The sequence below is a fragment of the Deltaproteobacteria bacterium genome, assembly GCA_016874775.1.
Taxonomy (GTDB): domain Bacteria; phylum Desulfobacterota; class Binatia; order Bin18; family Bin18; genus VGTJ01.
The window spans coordinates 1-23,307 of sequence record VGTJ01000096.1 but is presented as its reverse complement, the minus strand read 5'-3'; the positions used below and the strand labels follow the sequence as shown (position 1 = coordinate 23,307).

Here is a 23,307-nt window from a genome sequence, read left to right as displayed (position 1 = left end):
GGCTACCGCAGTCTGTGTGTTCGTATCGAAACCAGAGTCCTTACCTGCCAAGCACGCTAAATTTTTGCCAGTTGCTACCTTTTTGAGTTGATTCATCAACCCGCCTCCACCTGTACCCCCCCCCCCCGAGCGCAACGCCCAGAAAACTGTCTGAGGCGCGCGAATTCGGGGGGGGTACATCGCAGCCTCCCTAAAGGCCACAAACACCCTGCTATTGCTTCAAAATTATTATGACAATTATACCTTCCCCATTGCTTACCGACAATGTTTACTGGTAGGCATGTTTACTGGTAGGCGCTGGCTGGTTCGCACAAACGACTAAAGACCCCGCCTTCACCGGCTCTCAAGAGGGAGGCAGATGAAGACGGGTCTATAGATTGCGTTTGCTGCAGTCACTGGAGTGGCCTATCTGGGCACGCCACGCTACTTGTCGAAGCTGCGGGCGCCGGCGTAGCCGAGGAGGCTGGCACAGGAGAGGAATGATGCCTCCGCCTCTCGCCGTACGACAAGCCCTGGCAGCGCATTCCCGCCGCCATAGATCCAGCGCCGCAGCTCCGTTGCTGCGGCAGGCCAGTCTCGCTGGTTGACCCGCCGCCGCAGCGTCGAAGTCTGCAGCCGCCCAGCGCCGAGGTTGAACGTGAAATCCACGATGGCCGCTAGGCGTTCTTCCGGCTCGGTGGCCAAAACCGGGCAGTAGCGCAGGGCTGCGGAGAGTGCTGTTTGCAGATCGCGCGCCAGATACACCTCGGCTTCGGCCTCCGTGATCGGCGGATGCTTGGGATCGCAGAGATGGCCGTAACCAATCGTCCAAAAGCCTGCGGGGCAGATATAAGGGACGGCAGTGATCTCGATTCCGCGTCTCACCTTGCGCTCGAACCCCTCGAAGTGCTTGGCCAGCTCGATGGCCGCTTTCGGCACCTCGATCACGGTCGCACCCGGTCGAACACGCGCCCGAGGAACCAGAAGTTCAGTACCCCGGCCCATAGGGCTTGGTCTGCTTCCGTCCATGCATACAGGATGGCAACGCCACAGCCTGCACCCCCAGTCACGGCTGCTGCGACGGTTGCCGTCTTGGCGGCGCAGTACAGCGCCATGAACCAGTAGGTGATGACCGGACGGACACTGGAACTCAGTGCATCGGCCCAGCGCACGCCGGTCTTCTCGCCTTGGGAGCGAACGGCTTCGCGCAGGGTTTCGATGGCCCCGACATTCCACGCGGCGTCGGCACCCGCGCCGATTTCCGACATCCGTTGCGCGCCGCGAATCTTCTCGAACTCCAGCGCCTTGTCCTGCATCGCCAGTTCGTGGCCGCGCTCGCCCTTGCGGTCGAGCCATTTGAGGATTTCAGGCGCAAGACGGAACGCCCCGCCGAGGAGGCCACCAAGTAGTGTCTCGATCATTGCGGGCCTCCCATCAGTTTGAGTTTGATAGCGGCACCGACCAGCAGCGCGGCCAGGATGCCGGTGGTGATGACCTTGACGGTGGTTTGCCACGCGGTGCGCCGGGCGTCACGCCAGGCTTCCAGCAGGTCGCGCAGTTCGCGGATGTCGCGGGCGGCATGGCCGTTTTCCAGCCCGAGGTGGGCCAGAACCCGTTCGGCTCCACGCTCAGCGGCGTGGGCCAGCAGTTCGTCGAAGTCCTCGCGTCGCAAGAGCAGCATGTTCTCTACGTGCGCAGGCTGTTGTTGTTCGGGTTCGGTCATTGGCGTTCTCCAGAAATGCGAAACCCGCCTCGTGGGCGGGTTTCTGGTTGGTGCAAAGGAAGGGAAATCAGATGGCGAGACCTGCGCTCCAGCCGGTGGACTTGTAGGCCGAGAGCTTGGCCTCGTCCTCGATGTAGCAAAGCCAGCCGATCTTGGGCGAGTGGTACTCCCAGGCATCGGCAATGCGCACCGCGATCTGGTTGGTTTTGCCTGCCCACACGCCCGTGGCAGCGGCAGGAATGAGGTAGCGGTCGCCGTTGGTGGGGCTGGCCGGTGGCGTGGTCAGGTCGCGGTCTTTTACGGACAGACCCACCACAGCGCCGAGGCGCTTGAGGTTGGTGTCCATGCCGGTGTCCCAGTGTGGGAGTGATGCTTTATCAGGCTTCCTCAGCTACTCTCTTCATTGTGGTGAAAACGACTTTTTTTGCTTGCTGTCTTCTTTTGCTTGGGACATTGCCAACGTCGCTCGCTTCTTCGTATGTTGTTCATATTGAGAACCAGACGTCTCCCACACCAACAGTAGAAGATTGGTTATCGACTCTTGGGACGGCTCTTGGACCCACGCTTGCCGATGCGATTCGTCGTGGCCGAGACCAGGCGCATCCTCGCGCACAAGCTATCCCTCCAGCAATCCGCCAGAAACTCGCTCCCTTTTTTTCAGCTGCGATACTGAAGAAAGTCCGCTATTCCACTGACTGGCAGAACGTCACGTCCGATGGCGCCTTGTATAGTCTGCTCCTTGCCACCGGTGCAGAGGCTGTGACCTTGGGAGAGGTGGTCATCTTTCGTGACGCAGCGAATGCGGCAGATCCTCTCTTGTGGGCACACGAGCTGACCCATGTTGAACAATACACGCGACTTGGTATTGCAGCGTTTGCTACACAGTATCTACAACAAGGTTGGCAGATGGAAGAGGAGGCCAAGGCAAAGGCCAGGAAGATTCAACAACAGCTCTCTCCTCCTCGTATTCAGTAATGGGACCTGCGCGTACGCTGAAACTCTCTCTCAATTCTCAGGTCTTCCCTGTCAGTAGTGTCGACGTTGTGAAATTCACAAATTGATAAATCTCATGCATCTTCCACGGGCGTTAGGATTTCGTAGTCTGGTCGCGCTGACCTTCTTTTGTGTCGCTGGTGGTCCCTATGGCATCGAAGATGCCGTTGGGTCGGCGGGACCCATGCTGGCACTCGGTGGCATCTTCCTGATTCCCTGGCTTTGGAGTCTTCCTACTGCATTAATGACTGCGGAGTTATCCTCTTCGATGCCCGAAGATGGAGGATATGTTGTCTGGGTTCAACGGGCCTTTGGCCGTTTTTGGGCATTTCAAGAAGGATGGTGGAGCTGGCTTTATAGCTTCGCCGATATTGCGTTGTATCCGGTGATGTTCGTTGACTATCTGTCGTATCTCTATGGGCCGATGACAAGGGCCGAACGATGGATGTGGGGAATGGGGGTCATTGCCAGTATGGCGTGGTTGAACATTCGGGGAGTGCAGTTAGTCGGACGGATGGCGGTGTTGTTCACACTGCTTGTCCTCGCCCCGTTTGTGGTCATGGCTGTAGTAGGAGCACCTCAAGTTAACGTAGCTTCGTGGACAGTTCGGCCAGATACCGTGGAATGGGGAGTGTTTCTCAGCGTATTACTGTGGAATACCTGCGGATGGGATAATGCAGGATGCTGTGCCGGTGAAGTAGAAAATCCGGAACTGACCTATCCCCGTGCGATGATCGTAGCAGTCCTGCTAGTGACACTTGCGTACCTTGTACCATTAGCAGTCGGGGTGGGGGTCAATACCCAGTGGGGAGAGTGGAAAGAAGGATACTTTCCCACCGTTGCCTCACAAATTGGTGGGCCGTGGTTGGGAGCCTGGATGACGCTTGCTGGACTCATCAGTGCTGTGGGGTTGTTTAGTAGCCTACTCTGTACGGCAGCACGGGTGCCGTATGCGATGGCGGTCCGTAGCATGCTCCCGGCTCCGTTGGCAACTTTGCATCCTCGCTATGGTACGCCATGGGTCAGCATCGTGCTGCAGAGTGCAATCGTCTCGTTGCTGATTACTTTTTCGTTTCAGGAATTGTTAGAAATGGATGTGTTCTTATACGCGTTCGCGTTAATTCCTGAATTTGCTGCCCTCGTGTGGTTGCGGATCAAAGAGCCCGATCTGATCCGCCCCTATCGTGTGCCAGGTGGGGTACTCGGGACACTAACCTTGAGTCTTCCACCGGTAGTGCTGTGTCTGTTGACGATGAGCCTCGCCGAGCCCCGTACCAAAATTATTGGCGGTGGCGCTGTTCTGTCTGGGCTGATCCTTGCCGGGATCATGGTGTACCGCGAACGACAACGTGTCGCGTCACCCGTAGAGACGCTGTAACTGCCAGGTGCAAGTGGTCCGCTGCCAGCGGATTCCAGGGATTCCGATAGTGCTATGTTTCTAGCAATAGCCACGAGTGAGAGTCCTGAGAGGCCAACCGTAGCTTCAAGGGAACACTGCTCGTATCCACTGGCATGGTACGCGAGTCGCGACTACTGAAGAATTTCTCTGAATCCGTACAGGTCGATTCGTTTTCCGTCGTCTCGCAATGCGCCGCTGATGATTGACATTACTTGCTCAACGCGAATACCCACAACACGCCACCTTGCGGAACGAATGTCTTGGTGTTGGCGGCTTTATCGAGTAACTCTTGTTTGCGTTGCGCATCAACACCCCAGCCGGCTTGGACAGCAACGTATTGCACGCCATCGACTTGATACGTGCTCGGTACGCCAGTTACACCTGAGTTCGTGCGTTGTTGCCACAAGAGTTTACCCGTCTTGGCATCGAAGGCGCGGAAATAACGGTCGTTGGTCCCGCCCTGAAAAACCAGGCCGCCACCGGTCGTGAGTATCGGACCCCAATTGTGCGACTTGAACGTTTGCGTCCACACCTTCTTGCCGGCATTCATATCCCATGCCTGAAGTTCGCCGATATGATCCTTGGCGCTGGGCTGTGGCAGTAATTCAATATCGGCGATGCCGAGACCGATATAGAGCTGCCCAGGAGCGTACGTTACGGGCTTTCCCTTCATCGCACTGCACAGGTTCTCGTTGGCAGGGATATACAGATAGCCGGTCTGTGGATTGTACCCTGCAGGCGGCCAGTCCTTACCACCCCAGATTGATGGACAAAACTCGGCGCGTTTGTCGATGCCTGGAATGCGCGCGGCATCGTAGGTTGGTCGTCCAGTTTCTGGATCTACCTTGGCAAATACATTTTGCTTCACAAATGGTTCTGCATGCACAAAAGCAATCTTGTCAGCACTCCGCTCAAGTAACCACAAGTACCCGTTACGCGCGGGATGCACCAACGCTTTAATCACCCGCCCGTTGCGGTTGACGTCGATGAGGATCGGTGCTGACACTTCGTCCCAATCCCATGAATCGTTCCAGTGATACTGATGATGCGCTTTGAGTTTGCCGGTATCGGCATCTAAGGCGATCACAGAATTGGCGTAGAGGTTATCGCCTTTGCGGACTTCTCCCATGAATGGGCCAGGGTTGCCCGTGCCCCAGAATGTGAGATTCAGTTGAGGATCATAACTCCCTGTGATCCAAATCGGTACTGCGCCGTTTTTCCAGGTTTCACCGGGCCAGCTGTCGTTGCCCGGCTCACCTGGGCCAGGCACGGTATACGTTTTCCATACCGGCTTGCCAGTTTCAGCATCGAACGCTTGAACAAAGCCACGGATGCCTAACTCACCACCAGACACGCCGACCATGACCTTATCGCGTGCCACTAATGGGGCAAGCGTCATATAATAGCCAGTGGAATAATTCTCCACAGTTTGATCCCAAACTACGTCACCGGTCCGTGCGTTCAGTGCGACCAGATGTGCATCAACCGTCGCCAGATATACTTTGTCTCCGTACAGTGCGACTCCGCGATTGGTTGGGTGCAGTTGTACGAGGTCCTCCGGCAACTCGCGTTTGTACCGCCACAGCAGGTCTCCGGTTTTCGCATGCAAAGCGAGCACCTGGTTTTGTGGAGTCGTGATGAACATGATGCCATTATTGACAATGGGTGGGGATTGATGGCCTTCACCAACACCAGTGGAAAAGGTCCAGGCCGGGACGAGCTTGCGAACGTTCTTGCTGTTGATCTGATTGAGTGGGCTGTATCCCCAACTATCATACGTGCCGCGATACATGAGCCAGTTTTGCGGTTCTGGATGGAGGAGTCGTTCGTTGGTTACTGGCTGGTATTTTTCAAGCGATTGTGCGGATACCAGCGCAGCGTTCAGGCTAAGGATAAAAACGCAAAGAAAGATAACACTCTGAGACATGCAATTCCCTCACTTCTGTTCAGCGCCGACTCGACCGGAGAATGGTCCAGCGACAGAAAGCTGTCCATCGACAACGCGCAACGGGAGCGCTGCGAGTGCCTTCGGTGCTGGACCACTGACTACACGGGCACGATCTTTGGCATCAAAAGTTGAAGTATGACACGGACAAACCAGGTGTTGGGTGGCGTCTTCCCAGCCAACGACATCACATCCTGTGTGTGTGCAAACCGCAGAATAGCCAACGATCCCATCAGCAGATGTCGCACGCGTCTGTTCAGTCAGTGTTTCCGGAGCTAGCCGCACCAGCAGCACGCGATTGAGACGTGAGCCGTCGCGTACGACCTGCGTCGTCGGGTCTTTGGCGTAGGCAGTTACTGGTGGGCTACCAAGTGGCACATCTCGCGGGGAGATTAGTTGTCCCTGACGATCTCCCATAGCAAAAACAAGCGAGTCTCCGGCTTGTGGGCGAGCTTTCTTGGGGTCGGTCTGGGCATGGGCTACTTGCCCGACTGCGGCAACGGTGAGACTTACCCCAAGAGCGGACTTTAAGAGACTCCTGCGGGTTAGCTGACGATCAGCCCTAGGACATTGGTCGCAGGGAAGCGAATCTTTCTGACTTTCGGACATACCTTTCGGACGATCCACGTAAAAACTCCTTTCGGTCCGCACTCTTCTATGGGTGGAGAGCGATGAAGTCAATTGTGCGCAACTCTCGCACGCAACCTCTTTCATCCTGTTGTGTTTCTTGTTTTCAGAAGGAGGTCCCTATGCATACACGCTTCAAGAAGTTGTTGTTCCTCATCATCCCGCTTCTAGGAATTGCCCTCTGCACCTCACCGGCCTTCGCCAAGAAAAAACACTGCAAACCACGCTACAACCAGTCTTATTACGACCGCTACGGTTATGACCGTGGCTCCTATGATCCTTACTACGGTCGTGGACGTTACAACGACCGTTACTATGATCGTTATGATGATGATGACGATTACTATCGTCGCCGCACTTACAGCCGTCCACGTTATAATGATGGTTACTACGGCGGTTCGTACTATCCTCCGGGTGGCAGTATCCCCTGGTGGGACATCTTCATTCCCCGCTACTAACCCCTTTCCCTCCACAAAAGCTGGGGAGTTGTTCTCGTCGTCTGCACGGGACAACTCCCCGCCCCGTTGTTGATTTCACTCCTGTGTTCTTTCCCTTCGGGTCCTACTCTTGTGCTCTTTTCAGTCGCGTAGTAAGCGGCAAGGCTGAAAGGGGAAATTCCAATGGCAACAGTTGGGTTTATTGGCCTCGGGAATATGGGATTGCCCTCTGGCACCCACTAGACCTGTTCATTCCTCTCCCTTAAAGGAGTGGCATGGCAAAAAAAGCGACGGCTTATAAAGGACCATTGCTCGGCGCGCATATGTCGATCGCTGGTGGCGTCGACAACGCGATTCTCCAAGGAAAAGAGGTCGGCTGTGATACCGTGCAGCTCTTCACCAAGTCCTCACGGCAGTGGGTGAGTAAGCCGCTTGGTGAAGAAGAGATCGCTCGTTTTCATCGCGCGAAAAAGGAAACTGGCCTGACGAAAGTCGTTGCTCATGACTCTTATCTTTACAACTTTGCCGCCGTTGATGATGCCTTACGGAAGAAGTCGGTCGCTGGCCTCATCGATGAGATGGAACGTTGCGAAGCGCTGGGAATCGTCTACCTCATTGCCCATCCTGGAGCGCATGTCGGTGCCGGAGAAGAAGCTGGGATTCAAACCATTGCCAAGTCAATTGATGAAATGCACAAGGCCTGTCCTGGCTATGATACGAAACTGGCGATCGAAATTACCGCCGGGCAGGGATCAAACTTAGGCTATCGCTTTGAGCAGGTGCGACAGATTATTGATGCAAGCAAAAATCCTGATCGACTTCGCGTATGCTTTGATACCGAGCATGCCTTTGCTGCAGGCTACGACTTGCGTACCAAAGAAGGCTACGAACGGACTTTCGCTGAGTTTGATGAAATCATTGGCCTTGATCTTCTGGTCGCCTTTCATCTCAACGATGCGAAGAAAGACCTTGGTTGTCGCGTCGATCGTCACGAACACATTGGCAAGGGCTTTATTGGCCTAGAGGCGTTTCGGCTGTTGATGAATGACAAACGATTCTGGGGATTGCCCATGTGTTTGGAAACTCCCAAAAGTGACGACTGTCATGAAGATCGTGAGAACCTCGCTACCCTGCGCGACCTTCTGCATTGATTGGTGGAAATGACTGCATCCCCTAGCGAGCGCGTGCAGGCCAATCGTCACAAGCGGCGGTTGTTCCTGAACATCGTTTCTGGTCTGCTTGGCATCGGGCTCCTCGGCTTCCTGGTGTGGGAAGTCGGTATCAATGAAGTGCTCGGGTATGTGCAACGCATTGGTTGGTTAGCACCTCTGCTCCTGTTGCCATCAGTGGTGATTGCTTTGTGTGACGCCAAAGGTTGGGCCTGTGCACTGCCGACAACTATTTCGCTCCCTCACATTCCGTTATGGCGTTGGTCGCTGGCACGCTTAGCTGGTGAGGCAGTGAACAATCTGACACCCACTGCTAACCTTGGTGGCGAGCCGGTGAAAGTGTATATGCTCCGCGCCCACGGGCTGCCGACGGAAGCGGGATTGGCTTCGGTGGTGGTTGCGAAAACGGCACTGACCGTATCACAGGTTGTGTTTATTCTGCTGGGGATTCCGTTCTTTCTCCACCGTTTAGGATGGATTCAGCAAAGTTGGTGGGTGCTTGGGCCATTGTTGTTGTTGGCGTACGGTTTTACGTTGTTGCTCATTCGCTGGCAGCGGCGTGGATTGATGGGAGTGAGTGTTCGCTTCTTACGCCGCCTCCTCCCTCGCTGGCAGCGTCTCGTACGTTGGGAAGAGCGTGCCAAAGAAATTGATGCCCACCTCTTACATTTTTACGAGGGCAACACCCGTGGGTTCGTTACGTCGACTTGTTACCATTTTGGTGGGTGGATATTTGGTGCCATTGAACTGCTGGTGTTTCTTTTTTTGATGGGAGTCCCGGCGGCTCCTACGGATGCGCTTATTATCGAAACAATGATTCAGCCATTGACCGTGGCAGCACTGGTTATTCCAGGTGCGTTAGGCGTGCAGGAGGCTGGGGGCGTCTTTCTGTGTCGATTACTTGGCATCGATGATGCTGCTGGACTGACATTGATGGCGCTGAGACGAGCACGGGAGACGGTTCACAATGGTATTGGCCTCGCTGCGCTCATGCAAATGGGGCGTGGTCTCTTGCCGCAAAAAGCTCACTAAAATCTCCATTGCCTTATATTTCTTTCCGCCCCCACACGTTTGTGAGCGCACCAAAGCGACCCGCGCGAAACAAGAGCCAGGCTAAGAATATCCAGAACACATGTGCCCCAAGTGCAGCGCCCCACAGAAACCAGTGAAGTTTCCCGATGAGCGCGCTCGCAACGATTACGACAGAAAAATCTCGGGTTGTGAGGCTTGCGAGTATTTTTTTTATGGTGTGATCTTCCCACCCGTTGCGCTGTTCTCCCGTTGCTTCGGTCTTCTCAGCGAGGGTGACAAAAGGGAACGACAATGCACCGCCAATGGCCAGCAGACTGGCGAGCAACAACGCATGTTGTGTTGTTCCATCGTGCCACACCGCCACGCCGATGCCGAGGAAAATAGCAATACTGACGATCGTGTCACAAACAATATCTAACCAATCTCCTAGCGGAGATTCCATGAACTTGACCCGCGCGATCTCTCCATCGCAACAATCCAGGACAACAGAGAACTGTAAGAGCAGTGCACCCAACACTGGGCCCCAATATCCACCAGGAAAAAAACAGAGCGCTCCGAGTATGCCAACCAGACAAGAGAGAACCGTCACTTGATTAGGAGTGAGCGGCGTGCGCAACAACCAACGGGTTATATGCCGAGAGACTTTACGGTTCATGTACGTATCAACCTGTCCATCGCGTGGATTCTCAAGAGACAGGAGTAAATTGTGTTCAGTCTCGGGAATGAGCGTTGCCGGTGTCAGTCGTTGCAGAAACAAACCTCGACCTACAGGAGGAGGAACTTGCATGCTCTGATACGCTGGTGTCGTTTTGTCCCACGCCTTTCCTTGTTGCAGTTCGGTGAGGATCAAGGGAAGCTCTGCGGTCGGAATGAGAGCAAGCAATGGTGATGCTGAAGCTTCAGCGACCCTGATCGTTTGCCCATCGTAGCGCCGCACGAGTTCCTGAATAGTCGGATGACGAAAGACTATGTCAGTTGCCACGACCAGACATTGTCCCTGGTCCTGTACCTGCGGTATCCGGTTTTGGATGGAGGAGGGCCAAAGAAGCTGGCTCGTAATCCGTGGATCATGACGCAGCTCCTGTTGGAATGCTGCTTCGTGCTCTTGAGGACAGCTGAGATAACACGTTGCGGCTCCAGCTTTCTGAGCCGTGAGTACCGCTCGTTTAATGAGAGAGAGTCCGCCAAACTGTGTCAGCGGAGCAACCGCTCCTTCTCCAGGGGCGACAATGACAGCCACCACAATCATAGGCGGGGCAAACCATAGCGACTGAAATAGGGGCATTCAAGAGCGTGATGAACCAAACCGCGCCAATGGTGTTGACCACGGGTAGAAAACATAGACCGGGAGAAGGCCGCAGGCCGTTGCTAGCGTGCTCGTGTCGGCAACGCTGCGTGTATTCCGACCTCTAGTGGAGGAGAAAAGAAGGAAAAAGCAAGCCCTGTAGCGCCTTTCTTTCTCACAAAGTGCGGGTATAATAGCCACTTTCCATAGACTGAGGAGTGAGAAGGAGAAGGGAATGCGGACGTTGTTTTTAAACCCGCCTGCATATGAGAATTTTGACGGGGGTGCGGGGTCTCGTTATCAAGCCACACGCGAAGTGTGGTCGTTCTGGTACCCAACCTGGCTGTGTTACCCAGCCGGGATGATTAAAGATAGCCGCGTGCTTGATGCGCCACCGGAAAAACTGAACCAAGTGCAAACCGTGGCGATCGCGAAGGAGTATGACTTCGTTGTGCTCCACACGAGTACTCCATCGTTTAAGATGGATGTCCGCACAGCGGAAATGATCAAGGCGGAAAACTCAAACTGTGTCATCGCCTTTGTCGGTGGTCACGCTACGGCCATGCCTGAGCAAACGTTGAAAGCTTCGCCAGCAGTCGACATCGCGGCGCGCAAAGAGTTTGACTTTTCAATGAAGGAAGTCGCCGAAGGATGGGATTGGGCGAAAATTCAGGGCATCAGCTACCAAAAGGATGGCAAGATCCACCACAACCTCGATCGTGCCCCGTTACTGAGTGAAGACTTAGACAAACTTCCCTTCGTGACCCAAATCTACGATCGTGACCTCGACTTTCGTAAATACAACAGCCCGTATTGTCAGTATCCTTATGTTTCTCTCTATACCGGTCGCGGCTGCCCGGCTCGCTGCACTTTCTGTTTGTGGCCGCAAGTGACCACCGGTCATTCTTATCGTACCCGGTCGGTGGACAACGTGATCGAAGAAGTCAAAGAAATGAAGCGCCTCTTTCCGGGCATGAAAGAAATCTTCTTTGATGATGATACCTTCACTGCTGATCGCAAGCGGGCACAAGAAATTGCCCAGAAATTGAAGCCGCTGGGTTTATGTTGGTCTACCAATTCACGCGCCAATGTCGATTACGAGACGCTCAAGATCATGAAAGATGGTGGGTTGCGTCTATTCGTGATCGGCTACGAGTCTGGTAACGCCGATATTCTCAAGAATATCAAGAAAGGCGTTGCGCTTGAGACTGCCCGTCGCTTCACGCAAGATTGCCACAAGTTAGGTATTTTGATTCACGGCACCTTTATTCTCGGCTTGCCTGGTGAGACGCGCGAAACGATTCAAGAGACGATGCGTTTTGCCAAAGAGATGAACCCTGAAACCATTCAGGTCTCGTTGGCGTCTCCGTATCCAGGCACCGCCTTTTACGATTACGCGATCGAGCACGGCTATATCAAACCCGAGGATATGGTTGATGAGACTGGCTATCAACGTTGTGTCATCAATTATCCAGGTTTGTCAGGGGACGAGATTTATCAAGCGGTCGAGAAGTTCTATAAGTCGTATTACTTACGTCCTCGCTATATTTTCAAATCGCTCAAGAAAATGGCTCTCCATGCCGACGAGCGCAAGCGCATGTGGCAAGAAGGCAAAGACTTCTTCCGCACGATGCGCAAACGTCGCGAGGTTATTGCCGCAAAGCCGCAGGTTGCTTCGTCGTCGGCGGCTTAAGTCGTGCGAAATCAGAAGTCGAAGCAGTGGGCCATAGACAACAGAAACTCCCGGCAGTGTCATTCTGAGCATAGCGAAGAATCTCTTTGCGAGACCCTTCACTGCGTTCAGGGTGACAAATTCCGGCACGTTAGTCCTTAGGGCACGGCGCACCGTGCCCCTACGTTTTTTCCCTCCGTTGTATGAGCACCGTTGGTTTCTTTCTTCTTGTCCTTCTACTCCTGATCGCTTGTGCTTATTCCCTCTTTACAATCTACGCTGCCTGGCGATTTTTCCGCTCCGGTCCACCAGAGGCCACTTCTCTCCCGCCAGCTTCTCTCTTTAAACCACTGAAGGGCGCATCAGAGGATCTCTACGATAATCTCGCGAGTTTCTGTCGGCTCGATTATCCGTCCTATCAGCTTCTGTGTGGGGTACGGGACCCACGCGACCCCGCCGTCGCAGTAGTTGAGCGCTTACAACGCGACTTCCCCTCGCACGACATCGTGCTGATTGTAAAGCCAGACACGATCGGCAGTAACCCCAAGGTCGACACACTGCATCGCTTGGCCGCGGCAGCGACATACGACATTTTTGTCATCAGTGATGGGGATGTGTCGGTGGCACCGAGCTACCTCAGTGCCATCATTCCACCATTGACTGATGCACGAGTTGGACTCGTGACCTGTCCGTATCGAGGCGGAGCGGCAACCCCATTCCCGGCGTTATTCGAGTCGCTTATCATCAATACGGCTTTCTCACCACAAGTGATCGTGGCACGCCTGGTTGAGCAAGCGACCTACGCGTTTGGTGCGACGATGGCTGTCAAACGACAGTGTGTTGACGCAATTGGTGGGTTCCCAGCTATAGCTGATTATCTTGCTGATGATTATTACCTTGGCCATCTCGTTAGCAAAGCTGGCTATGACATACAGATTGTTCCGCACGTGGTCGAAACGCACCCTGGGGTTGCCTCGATCCGAGAGCTATTGCACCACCAACTCCGCTGGGCTCGGACACAGCGCAACTGTCGTCCTAGTGGGTACTTCGGAACAGTGGTCACGTTTGGTACGGTTTGGGGCATCCTGAGCTTGGTGTTGTTTGGTGCGTCTGCGTGGATGTCGTTGCTGGTGTACCTGACTTTCGTTCTCCGTTTGCTCTCTGTCTGTGTCGTGAGTGGAATTGTCTTGCGCTCTTTTCTTACCCTGAAGGCGTTGTGGCTTGTTCCGTTTGCTGATCTCTTTTCTTTTTTCATCTGGGGAGCGAGTTTGTGGGGAAATACCGTGCAGTGGGGAGAGGATACTTTCCGGGTGCAACGGAACGGAAAAATGGTACGTGTTGGCGAGAGACATGGGAGCAATTAAGGGAAGGTTCGTTCCTGCCGATACCCTCTAGGAACCGGGATTTTTGGCCGGGATCTGAGAGGGATTATGGTGACAGTACCGCCGTCTTTTTCTTCAGCGAGTTTTGCGCACGACGAGGCAGATGATGAACTCGTCAGAACGCGCGAAGAGCGAGTTGAGGTTTCTCTCCCTGCGCGGCTTATTCGCCCTGTGGCTGGAATGAATGATGAAGTGATTCCTGTCATCCTGACGAACGTGAGTGCATCAGGATTACAAATTGTGACAGATCAACGCTTTTCCTTGCACCTGCCCCCGTTCCTGGGTGCGCGCTTCACTATTGAATTCTTCTTCGACTCCATAGAAATTCGCCATGTGAATGTAGAAATTGTCAGAAGTGAGAAACGGCAAGGATACCGGGTACTCCTGGGCTGTAAATTTACTACCCTTCCCACTCAGGCACGTTTGGCCTTACGGGCGGCCGTTGCTGCTCGCCGCGCCTCCGCTGGTCACGTCTGACGTGCTGAAGTCAGCAGCATCCCTGGTAAGTCGCGATAACTGATGAGTTGTACGCTGCGCGCTTCGAGGGCATTCCGGACTGATCGTCTGGTCAGTGCGTCAAGCTCAACCTCACGGCGATAGGTGGGCGTCCATCGTTGAACCTCGGGACAGGGCAGAAACGCTGGATGGCAATAGAGTTCAGTTACTCCCGGCGTCAGCTGGGGAATGAGGCGAAGCAAATAACTCTCGGTGATTTCTCCACTTTGATGCAAGCCAAACAAGGTCGAGGGAAAAATAACTCTCGCCATCAGTAATTTTTTTCTTGCTCGCGCTGCGAGACGAGTGAAAATCAACGACTCCCAGCGTTTGCGTACGCCAGAACGGGAATCAAGTGAGAGGCTCAACGCCACAGGTTCATCTGTCATGCGCATGGCTGGAATGTTGTACTCCCGCAACAATGGCAGCAAAATGTCCAATACCGTGGGATGCATGTGGATATTGAGATGTCCATCAATATGAGCCAACGGAAGCCCAGTCGAGAGGAACTTCTCAATCTGTGCCCGACATTCATCGCGTACCTGCTCACGGACTCGCGGGAGAAAAAAATAGCGTAACCCGGCGTGAGTAGGATTATCGAGAAAATTCCCGGCAAAATCGGTGAGTGCTGAGGTGAAATGGGGTGGCAGAGTTGCGCGCCCTTGGACCAGGGTCAAATGTAGCCCCACACTCAAACTGGGTGTCTCTTTGGCACGAGCAACAGCATCTTGCCACGCTGGGCCAGAGACCATCAAGCTGGTGTTGGTGAGAATGCCGTGCTGGTGTGTGTGAATGATCCCCGCATTGACTTGCGAAGAGAGGCCAAAGTCATCGCCGTTAACGATCAAATAGCGCTGCGAAGTCATGAGCTATATCTTCAATGGGAAACAGAGGATGTTGTGTTTGTTTGCCTAGTGAGTGGATGATCGTGGTGTTGTCTGTTTACGAATACGTAAGACGAGTGCAAGAAGCCCGATGATTCCCAGTGCGATGAACCAGCGTATTGAGTACTGCCAGTTAGCTGTCCAACCACGTGCGACCACTCCCTCATACACCTGTAACAACATAACGCCAGCGAACCAGCCGCAACACGATTCATACTCTTTGCGCCAGGCAAGTCCCCAACCAAAAGGGCGTGTCGTAGCAAAAGCCGCTTGCAGATTGCCCAGAGCGGGAAGAAAGCGCGGGACCGCATCTTTTCGATACTCCTGGTAGTCGTTGCTGAATCGGCGGCGCAAGCGTTGTTCTTCCATGGTGGTGATGCTGTGGTACAGATACGCAAACGGCAACAGGAGCAGTGGATATGCCCAAGGATTATGGAAGACAATGACAAGGCCTGCGACGATGAGAAAGTTTCCCGCATAGAGTGGATGACGCATGAGCTGATACGGACCGCGATCTCGTACTCCCCATTTTCCGACCGAGGCGTTACTTCCCCACGCCCACATCCGTAGCCATTGTCCAAGAGCACAGATGGCAACACCGAAGATATCACTCACTGTGTCTAGAAGAGGGCTTCCAAAGGGAACCGTCGGCTGCAACCACAGAAGAGTTAACAGCACGAGCGGAATTGGCAGATACCGTCGGTAGCGACGCAGCCAAATGACAACTGGTGATGCATCGGGCGGATGTGGCGGATGGCGCACCCCAGCATAAGCTTCACTCTGAGCATTGTTACTGGTGGTAACGATCCCCTGTTCGCTTTCTTTCGATACCATACTCCTCCGCGATCATGGTCAACGATTTATCTTTGCCGCAGAAGGCTGTCTAGTCGGGAAGACGGTGGATCAGTGCCAAACGTGCCTCAGCGTCTGGACCAGCAGAAATGTTGCTATCAAGGAGCAACTGCGCAGGGCCAGAAGTTTGGACTTTCTGCCAGTGAGGAAAGCGCATGAGATAATATCCTGGTTCACAGCGACTCAGGTCTGGTTGCTCGGCGCATGGAGCTAACGGCACATGGCGGCCGAGATAAAAATACACTTGCGAGAATTCATCGAACTCGGAGGAGTAGGGGAGGGGAGTGTAGAAACGTAAAGGCTGAGTGGAAGGAACTGCTTCTGCAATTGCGGCAGCAAAGCCCGTAAAGGATTTGAATTCTTTTGAGTACGCACGGGTAAATGGATAGATCCCCGCAGTCGAAAGCAGGAGCGAACAAAGCAGACTCCACAGCGCGCTCTGCCAGCGACCCGCAGTGGCAAGAACAACTGTCCACGTGAGAGTGCCGCACAATACTGCGAACACGATGGTCCCGTACACTGGTTGCTCGGCAAAGAAGCGAATGTAGAGCGCAACGTTACTCCATTTGTCGTCGCCAACAAATGTGTCGATCCACGGCGTATCGATCGTTATATTTCCCGACGCAGTAGCCCATGCGGCAATAGCTGCGAGTCCGCACATAATTCCGGCCACGAGGCGGAGTGGAACGCGCAACAATATCGGCCACGGCTGAGATGCCACTGGCACTGTCGACCATCCCCATTCGGCGGCAAACAACGCCATGGCTGGATACACGGGTAAGAGATAGATGCTGCGTTTCCCGGCAGCGATGGCAAAGAACATGACAATGGAAAACAGCCACACCAAGGGAAACACGCCGCGCTCTCGTACGGGTGCCTGCTGAGATAGTCGCCAGAGGCCGAGACCGAACAACAAGCTCCATGGCAAACCTTCGACAATGAAGGGGAAGAAGAAGAAAGACGCTGACGGAATGCGTTTGCCAGAACCGGCAGTGAAGCGAACGAGATTCTCCTGCCAAATCTGTTTGTGAACGAACGTCCAGCCTTGCTGTGAGAAGGCCAACAGATACCAGCACAATGGCAGGCTAATGGCGATGAGGATACCAGGAAGAAAGAGGAGGAGTCGCAGTCGTTGGAGTTGTCGTTGAATCGCGAGATACGACACAATGGCGACGAGCGGCAGAATATAACCGATCGGTCCTTTGCTCAGTACCGCGCCGGCAAGAGAAAGATAGAATGCCCAGATTTTCCAATCGTGCCACTCTTCATTTTCATACATGAACGTAAAGCTGGTGAGCGCAGAGAGCACAAAAAACGACAATGCGGGATCTACCCACCCTTCGCGAGCCATCTCCACGACCGCGGGAGTTGTGAACAACAGCAATGCCGCCAGCACGCCGACTTCCCGACCTGCGAGACGACAGCCGAGCAAGCACGTGAGGGCAATGGTGAGTGCAGAGAAGAAAGCGTTAGGAAGGCGCACACTCCAGGGCGAGACACTTCCAGTGAGACTCGCAATCAGCACACCGCACCAATGAAAGAACGGTGGTTTTGAAGGAATGGTCTCGCCATTGCGGAGTGGTAAAATCCAATTGCCGGTGTTGGCAATTTCTTGCATCACCAATGCCTCACGGCCTTCCATGGTACGGTAAATCGGCCCTTCGCCAATACGCCAGGAAAACGCTACGAAGGAGAAAATAAACAGTAGCGCCGAGAGTGTGAGTGGAGAAAGGCGATTGAGCCGAGCAAGCGATGAAGGAAGCATACAACCGTTCAAAGGTAATCTCTATGTTGATACAGGAAAGTGACGAAAGATATACATTGGGTTTACGGAGGAGTTAAGCGAGGGGTTTGCAGAGGGCAAGGTTTGCAGCGATCTGAAAGAGTCCCGCTTACTGGTCGTCTTTAGGTTTCAAGGCGAAAAGCGCTTCCAATTCGTAAAGTGCTCTGAGATCCTTGGGTCTACCGGCCGCTCGCTTCGCACGAATCAATCCTTCTAAGGTCAGCACGAGACAAGAGAGTCCATACAATTCCACCTCCTCTGACACGACTTGGACAGACTCGTATCCTCCCAATCCTAAAACCTCTCCAAGAAGATCAAGATCTCCGACGTCCGTTGTCAGAGTGAAATTGAGACCAGCACGAAGAGTAGGGGTATCAAGACAAAACGGAAGGTCAGGTGGTGCCCCCCGTAAGCGAGGATGAAAAGGCGCAAGTGCTTGCGATAAGCGTTCAAGATTGTCAGGGTCTCGTGCGTAGCAAATATCGACATCGCCGGTTACGGTTGCCGCTCCATGCGCGATTGCGGCCAGTCCGCCGATAAGAACGAACTTACTCCCGGCGCTGTGAAGGATTTGCAGGAGTTGCTCGAATCCGCCGTTCACGATTAGCCTTTCGCAGTGCTTCAACTGCTTCTAGCGCTCGCCGGTGATTTTCCAAACGCTCGGTTGGTGTCCGCCGCAGATTTTCTTGAAGCAAAGTCAAATCAACTCCGTACCACACGGCTCGTTCAAGAGGGTCTGTCGGGATATTGCTAAAGTCAAGCTCGAGCGCAGTTTCTACTTGAGACATGAAGCGCAAAGTAACAAGAAGGGCATTTCTCCACAAGGGATATTCTCAGGCCCGAACTCATCAAATTGCTCAGCTGGACCGATGTACACCCCTGATCGTGCCGTCCAACGCCATAATGCGTGGCAACACTTCTTGCTCTGCTCGCTGTAGATCTTCAGGAAAATCGATTTCTGTCCACGGCAAGTCATCAACCCGCTCGAAACCGACGAAACGTTGGGAGAGAAAAATGGGATACGCTTCTTCGTGTTCAATGGTGTCACGACCCTTGGCTACGAGATCGTCAAGAATTGATCGCAAGAGTAAGGCATCACTACGAGAGACTTTCAGAAAACCGACTGACTCACCAACAACGTCGAAATCTCCCGATCCGCCACGGACGATATTTACCACGCGACCGCCGCGCGTCAGCAGCATCTGTTCTTCGCCGGTGTTTTCAGCGCTGCCATCAAGTAGGAAACAATTCGCGTGTGGCGAGCGAATCAACCGGTCAATCATGGCAACCGGAAAGAGCACATCAGCATCCATGATGAGAATATCATCGTTGAACTCTTCACCGGCACTTAACAACGAGAGAATCGCCCCTTTCTCGTACTGTGGATTGTTGACGTAGGTAACACAGACTCCACCGCAACTCGCACCAATCTGCTGCTTGATCATCTCGCCACGATAACCAATCACGACAATGGCCTGTGAAACGCCTGCTGCACCGAGTGTCGTGAGGGTCCGTTCGAGCAGTGTTTTGCCTTGAATGTCGATCAAACACTTTGGACGATGATCTGTAACCTCCTTAAAGCGTTTGCCAACACCCGCGGCAAGAATAATCGCTTTCATTCTCGCTACTCAGTCGCCAATTCTCGCACTAACGCTTCATTCGACACGGCTTTCTCAAAGAGTGAGAGAATCAGTTTTGTTCCTTCGACAGGAGTGAGGTCAGCGATACGGCGGCGCATTACATGTGAGGCTTTGAGTTCTGCAGGGTTGAGTAATTGGTCTTCGCGGCGGGTGCCAGATTTAGGGATGTCGAGCGCGGGAAAGATGCGGCGGTCAGCCAGACGACGATCAAGCACGATCTCCAAATTGCCCGTGCCCTTGAACTCTTGTGCAATTACATCATCCATCACGCTGCCGGTATCGATCAACGCCGTTGCCACAATCGTCAGTGAGCCGCCGTTTTCTATTTGTCGCGCTGTGCCAAAGAAACGCTTCGGCATCTCTAATGCCTGCGCATCAATACCACCACTCATGGTCCGGCCAGTCCGGGTATTCAAATTGTGTGCGCGAGATAGCCGCGTCAGCGAATCGATGACCACTACGACGTCGTGTCCGGCGAGGGCATCAGCCACGACACGTTCGAGGCAAGCGCTGGCTGTTTCTAGATGTTCTTCGAGCGAGCGATCATTAGAAGAAGCGAACACTTCGGCTTTGACCGAGCGGCGAAAATCGGTGACTTCTTCTGGTCGTTCATCAACCAGCAGGCAATACAGTTTCGCGTGCGGTGCGCTGGTAGAGACACCATTACAAATATCTTTGAGGAACGTGGTCTTGCCGGTTTTCGGCGGGGCGAGAATAAGTGCACGCTGACCAAAGCCGATGGGGCAGAGGAGGTCAATCACACGAAGCGTCAGTGGTGCACCAGAACTCGCGAGTGGAATGCGCCTTGTCGGAGCAAGCGCAACGTGTGTTTGAAACTCGCGCAGGAGATCGGATGCGGCCTGGGTCTTTTGCGAGGGTCGTTGTTGCTGTCTTGAATATTGCTGTCGCCGCCTCCCACCTGCACCGCGTCGAGGATGTTGCATGGATTTTTTCCTTACTCCCACATTGACCAGAGTAGTTCCATTGTACCCTACTTTTGCCCCTGGATACTACGTCTCTTAGTCGATTGTTCGATAGCTGACAGTTGAGTCGCCTCTCAGCTATAGTGCGCTTCATGACGCGACATACATATCGGGTTGGAGTCGACATCGGTGGTACTTTTACCGATATCTTTCTTTTGTCTCATGACGGTAGCGAGGTCGCTATTGGGAAAGTGCTGACAACTCCACAAGATCCAGCGGCTGCGGTGGTTAACGGTCTGCACACGTTGCTGGCTGAACGTAATATCCCTCCTGCGTCTGTGACCCACTTAGTACATGGCACCACCCTTATTACCAATGCCATCATCGAACGGAAAGGGGCGAAGACTGGTCTGATCACGACCAAAGGATTTCGTGACGCGTTAGAAATTGGCCGTGAGCGTCGCTATGACATCTACGATATCTCGTTGGAGAACCCCGAGCCGTTAGTGCCCCGTTTCTTACGGTGTGAGGTCAACGAGCGCCTGGATAATACCGGCCACGTGATGGTGTCGCTCGACCCAGAAAAGGCGTTAGCGGTGATCCGAGGGCTGGTACGCGATGGGGTCGATGCCATTGCTGTCTGTCTCCTCCACTCATTTCGTAACCCGATTCATGAGCAGTTGATAAAACGTCTGGTGACTGAGCACTACCCGCACCTCTTTTGCTCGCTGTCGAGTGAGGTCATGCCGGAGATTCGCGAGTACGAACGTACCTCGACGACCGTGGCCAACGTGTACGTCAAACCACTAGCGCAACAGTATCTCAATAAACTCAATGCCGATCTGCGTGCACTCGGGTTGCCACGTGATATTTTCATTATGTTGTCGAATGGCGGTATCACCAGTTGTGGGGTCGCCGGTGAGTACCCCATTCGTCTGATCGAGTCTGGCCCGGCAGCTGGTGCCCTGGCTGCGGTTTTCTACAGCACTCATCGACAACTGCAACGAGTGATTTCTTTTGACATGGGTGGGACTACAGCCAAGATCTGCTTGATCGATCATGGCAAGCCGCTGTTAACGACAGACTTTGAAGCGGCGCGAGTCTACCGCTTCAAGAAAGGAAGTGGGCTGCCGCTCAAAGTGCCAGTGATTGAGATGATTGAGATCGGTGCAGGTGGCGGAAGTATCGCCCGAGTTGATTCCCTTGGCTTATTGAAAGTCGGTCCCGATAGCGCAGGGTCTGAACCCGGACCAGCATGCTACGGACGTGGTGGCGAAGAGCCTACGGTAACTGATGCTGACCTGGTGCTTGGTTATCTTAGTCCTGACTACTTCCTGGGTGGGAAAATGCGTCTGGATATTGATAAAGCGCGACGTGCGATCGAGGAGAAGATTGCTAAACCGTTGAAGGTCGACTTGCTACGCGCAGCATGGGGTATCCATCAGGTCGTCAATGAGAATATGGCGAATGCGGCACGTATTCATCTGGTTGAAAAGGGACGTGATCCACGTGATTACAATCTTATTGCGTTCGGTGGCGCCGGGCCGGTACACGCCTATCGTGTGGCTGAACGCCTCAAATTGAAGACCTTGGTGTGTCCACTGGCAGCAGGGGTTACCTCGGCGTTTGGCATGCTCACCGCACCATTGGCGTTCGACTTCGTGCAGAGCTACGTCACATCACTCAGTGAGATCGATTTTACTGTACTAGAGCGCTTGTATGCAGATATGGAAGCGCGTGGACGTGAATTGTTGACTGCAGCTGGTGTGGAAGGGGAGGTCACGCTCACACGTTCAGCTGATATGCGCTATTTACATCAGGGCTTTGAGATCCGCGTGTCGTTACCAGTTGGACGACTGACAACAGACGATCTCCCCGCATTGCGACGTGCGTTTGCCGAAGAATATGAACGTCTCTATAAGCGATTGAATCCTGGCGTTGAAGTCGAGGTAGTGAACTGGCGACTGGTTGCCTCAGGACCACAGCCTCACATTCTGTTGCCAACCCCACCAGCGAATGGCCGCGGTCTCACTGCTGCGCTGAAAGGCGAACGACCGGTCTATCTACCTGAGCGGGGTGAGTACGCTCCCTGTCGTGCGTATGATCGTTATTTGTTGCCGGTGGGTGAGTCTTTTACTGGTCCGGCAGTGGTTGAAGAGCGAGAATGTACAGTAGTTATTGGGCCTGCTGCGATAGCGGCCATTGATGAAGAGCAGAATTTAGTGATTACCTTGAACGCCAACTAGTTCAGACAGTTTAATTTTGAGGAGTTCAAGTTCGTCATGCCCGCGCAGGCGGGCATCCAGGATCTTCCAGCAGGTGTCTCCGGTTATGCCCCCTGGATTCCCGCATTCGCGGGAATGACGTCTCGTCTTTTCTCAGCGTAAAGCCTACCCCTAAAAGCTGGTGGGCGTCCGTCCGCTGCCTCTTCGCCGTACCGACAGGTGTTTTCCTGAAACAAGATCCAGACTTGCAGGCGATTCATCCCTACCGCAAGCACTATAAACCACGTATGATCCCCTGACACAAGTTGTAGGAAGGCAACGGGTACCAGCCCGCGGCGAACGGAGGCCATAATGCACACGGTCGAAGAATTGATCCATCACGCCTGTCAACTCTCGCCCCAAGAACGCCAACGTCTGGTTGCTGCCCTTGAAGCTTCGCTGAGTCCCGCGCAGCCACCCACACCAGAAGCGTCTCCTGCCACCCGGGAGGAGTTTGCGCAGCGCTATCAGATGACCATTGATGCCGACCTCTGGGCGTTGGTGGGCAATCAGCCTGCCACTCCCGTTGAAGACGACAAAGCCCTGATTCGCGACGCAGTTGCGCGGAGATATGCAGAATGAGGGTGCTAGTCGATGTCAATGTGTTCCTCGACGTACTGACTCGTCGCCGGGACTGGGTGAGCAGTTTACAAGTCCTGCATCTGCTGCGCCACGTGCCTGCGCTAGAGGGCTGGACCCACTGCTGTAAAGGTCATTGGGAAGAGGGTTTCACTCTTTGTTTGTTATACGCAGCTACGAGGCGGTAGACTGAGGTCTGATTTCCCCGAATCGGTATGCGTGGTACGGGGACTTTGCGCTTCTT

At 53.9% G+C, this 23,307-nt stretch carries 23 protein-coding genes; 10 read left to right on the top strand and 13 right to left on the bottom strand.

Going from position 1 to position 23,307, the window contains the following annotated elements; genetic code table 11:
- Positions 1–423: 423 nt before the first annotated feature.
- The 4 genes from FJ147_16520 to FJ147_16505 all read right to left on the bottom strand — a co-directional run bounded on the left by FJ147_16520 (position 424) and on the right by FJ147_16505 (position 2,093).
- A complete protein-coding gene (locus FJ147_16520) occupies positions 424–927 on the bottom strand; it encodes a lysozyme (GenBank protein ID MBM4257486.1) in 504 nt (167 codons plus the stop codon).
- Positions 924–1,400 (bottom strand): hypothetical protein, encoded by a 477-nt coding sequence (locus FJ147_16515; protein MBM4257485.1) that lies wholly within the window; start codon positions 1,398–1,400, stop codon positions 924–926. The genes FJ147_16520 and FJ147_16515 overlap by 4 nt, the downstream gene beginning before the upstream one ends.
- Entirely contained in the window at positions 1,397–1,702 is a 306-nt protein-coding gene (locus FJ147_16510; protein MBM4257484.1) for a hypothetical protein, read from the bottom strand. Before FJ147_16510 ends, FJ147_16515 begins: the two co-directional genes overlap by 4 nt.
- A 67-nt stretch (positions 1,703–1,769) precedes the next feature.
- Positions 1,770–2,093, bottom strand: a complete 324-nt coding sequence (locus FJ147_16505; GenBank protein MBM4257483.1) for a DUF2793 domain-containing protein — start codon at positions 2,091–2,093, stop codon at positions 1,770–1,772.
- Here FJ147_16505 and FJ147_16500 point away from each other — a divergent pair.
- Both FJ147_16500 and FJ147_16495 read left to right on the top strand, forming a co-directional pair.
- Positions 2,063–2,677, top strand: a complete 615-nt coding sequence (locus FJ147_16500; protein ID MBM4257482.1) for a DUF4157 domain-containing protein — start codon at positions 2,063–2,065, stop codon at positions 2,675–2,677. The genes FJ147_16505 and FJ147_16500 overlap by 31 nt on opposite strands.
- A 94-nt stretch (positions 2,678–2,771) precedes the next feature.
- Positions 2,772–4,073, top strand: a complete 1,302-nt coding sequence (locus FJ147_16495; GenBank protein MBM4257481.1) for an APC family permease — start codon at positions 2,772–2,774, stop codon at positions 4,071–4,073.
- 229 nt (positions 4,074–4,302) lie between these two features.
- On the opposite strand, the gene FJ147_16490 is transcribed toward FJ147_16495, so the two are convergent.
- Positions 4,303–6,021, bottom strand: a complete 1,719-nt coding sequence (locus FJ147_16490; GenBank protein MBM4257480.1) for a PQQ-dependent dehydrogenase, methanol/ethanol family — start codon at positions 6,019–6,021, stop codon at positions 4,303–4,305.
- Between the two features lie 9 nt (positions 6,022–6,030).
- Positions 6,031–6,648: a Rieske 2Fe-2S domain-containing protein gene (locus FJ147_16485; GenBank protein MBM4257479.1), complete on the bottom strand. Its 618-nt coding sequence runs from the start codon at positions 6,646–6,648 to the stop codon at positions 6,031–6,033.
- 140 nt (positions 6,649–6,788) lie between these two features.
- On the opposite strand from FJ147_16485, the gene FJ147_16480 reads away from it, so the two are divergent.
- The 3 genes from FJ147_16480 (at position 6,789) to FJ147_16470 (ending at position 9,304) form a co-directional block, all read left to right on the top strand.
- Complete coding sequence (locus FJ147_16480; protein ID MBM4257478.1) at positions 6,789–7,124, top strand: hypothetical protein; 336 nt, start codon at positions 6,789–6,791, stop codon at positions 7,122–7,124.
- Positions 7,125–7,378: 254 nt separating this feature from the next.
- Positions 7,379–8,254, top strand: coding sequence for a deoxyribonuclease IV (locus FJ147_16475; GenBank protein MBM4257477.1), 876 nt, complete (start codon positions 7,379–7,381; stop codon positions 8,252–8,254).
- A 9-nt stretch (positions 8,255–8,263) separates the two neighbouring features.
- Positions 8,264–9,304 carry a flippase-like domain-containing protein gene (locus tag FJ147_16470; protein MBM4257476.1) on the top strand — a complete coding sequence of 347 codons (1,041 nt, stop codon included), beginning with the start codon at positions 8,264–8,266 and terminating at the stop codon, positions 9,302–9,304.
- 13 nt (positions 9,305–9,317) lie between these two features.
- Here FJ147_16470 and FJ147_16465 read toward each other — a convergent pair whose 3' ends face one another.
- Positions 9,318–10,589 carry a CDP-alcohol phosphatidyltransferase family protein gene (locus FJ147_16465; protein ID MBM4257475.1) on the bottom strand — a complete coding sequence of 424 codons (1,272 nt, stop codon included), beginning with the start codon at positions 10,587–10,589 and terminating at the stop codon, positions 9,318–9,320.
- 235 nt (positions 10,590–10,824) lie between these two features.
- Between FJ147_16465 and hpnJ the strand changes: the two genes are divergently transcribed.
- The 3 genes from hpnJ (at position 10,825) to FJ147_16450 (ending at position 14,120) form a co-directional block, all read left to right on the top strand.
- Entirely contained in the window at positions 10,825–12,282 is a 1,458-nt protein-coding gene (gene hpnJ / locus FJ147_16460; protein MBM4257474.1) for a hopanoid biosynthesis associated radical SAM protein HpnJ, read from the top strand.
- Between the two features lie 182 nt (positions 12,283–12,464).
- A complete protein-coding gene (locus FJ147_16455) occupies positions 12,465–13,625 on the top strand; it encodes a glycosyltransferase (GenBank protein MBM4257473.1) in 1,161 nt (386 codons plus the stop codon).
- 66 nt (positions 13,626–13,691) lie between these two features.
- Positions 13,692–14,120 (top strand): PilZ domain-containing protein, encoded by a 429-nt coding sequence (locus FJ147_16450; GenBank protein MBM4257472.1) that lies wholly within the window; start codon positions 13,692–13,694, stop codon positions 14,118–14,120.
- On the opposite strand, the gene FJ147_16445 is transcribed toward FJ147_16450, so the two are convergent.
- The 6 genes from FJ147_16445 to FJ147_16420 all read right to left on the bottom strand — a co-directional run bounded on the left by FJ147_16445 (position 14,111) and on the right by FJ147_16420 (position 20,241).
- The gene (locus FJ147_16445; protein ID MBM4257471.1) at positions 14,111–15,004 is read right to left on the bottom strand and encodes a ChbG/HpnK family deacetylase; all 894 of its coding nucleotides are present in this window, start codon (positions 15,002–15,004) and stop codon (positions 14,111–14,113) included. The two genes, FJ147_16450 and FJ147_16445, sit on opposite strands and share 10 nt — an antisense overlap.
- Positions 15,005–15,049: 45 nt before the next feature.
- Entirely contained in the window at positions 15,050–15,856 is an 807-nt protein-coding gene (locus FJ147_16440; GenBank protein ID MBM4257470.1) for an isoprenylcysteine carboxylmethyltransferase family protein, read from the bottom strand.
- Positions 15,857–15,905: 49 nt separating this feature from the next.
- The gene (locus tag FJ147_16435) at positions 15,906–17,639 is read right to left on the bottom strand and encodes a glycosyltransferase family 39 protein (protein MBM4257469.1); all 1,734 of its coding nucleotides are present in this window, start codon (positions 17,637–17,639) and stop codon (positions 15,906–15,908) included.
- 127 nt (positions 17,640–17,766) lie between these two features.
- Positions 17,767–18,258 carry a nucleotidyltransferase gene (locus tag FJ147_16430; GenBank protein ID MBM4257468.1) on the bottom strand — a complete coding sequence of 164 codons (492 nt, stop codon included), beginning with the start codon at positions 18,256–18,258 and terminating at the stop codon, positions 17,767–17,769.
- A 256-nt stretch (positions 18,259–18,514) separates the two neighbouring features.
- Entirely contained in the window at positions 18,515–19,276 is a 762-nt protein-coding gene (locus FJ147_16425) for a phosphocholine cytidylyltransferase family protein (protein MBM4257467.1), read from the bottom strand.
- A 5-nt stretch (positions 19,277–19,281) separates the two neighbouring features.
- Positions 19,282–20,241, bottom strand: a complete 960-nt coding sequence (locus FJ147_16420; protein ID MBM4257466.1) for a transcription termination factor Rho — start codon at positions 20,239–20,241, stop codon at positions 19,282–19,284.
- Between the two features lie 131 nt (positions 20,242–20,372).
- Here FJ147_16420 and FJ147_16415 point away from each other — a divergent pair, with 131 nt between their 5' ends.
- Positions 20,373–22,466 carry a hydantoinase/oxoprolinase family protein gene (locus FJ147_16415; protein MBM4257465.1) on the top strand — a complete coding sequence of 698 codons (2,094 nt, stop codon included), beginning with the start codon at positions 20,373–20,375 and terminating at the stop codon, positions 22,464–22,466.
- 330 nt (positions 22,467–22,796) lie between these two features.
- The gene (locus FJ147_16410; protein MBM4257464.1) at positions 22,797–23,066 is read left to right on the top strand and encodes a hypothetical protein; all 270 of its coding nucleotides are present in this window, start codon (positions 22,797–22,799) and stop codon (positions 23,064–23,066) included.
- Positions 23,067–23,307 lie beyond the last annotated feature (241 nt).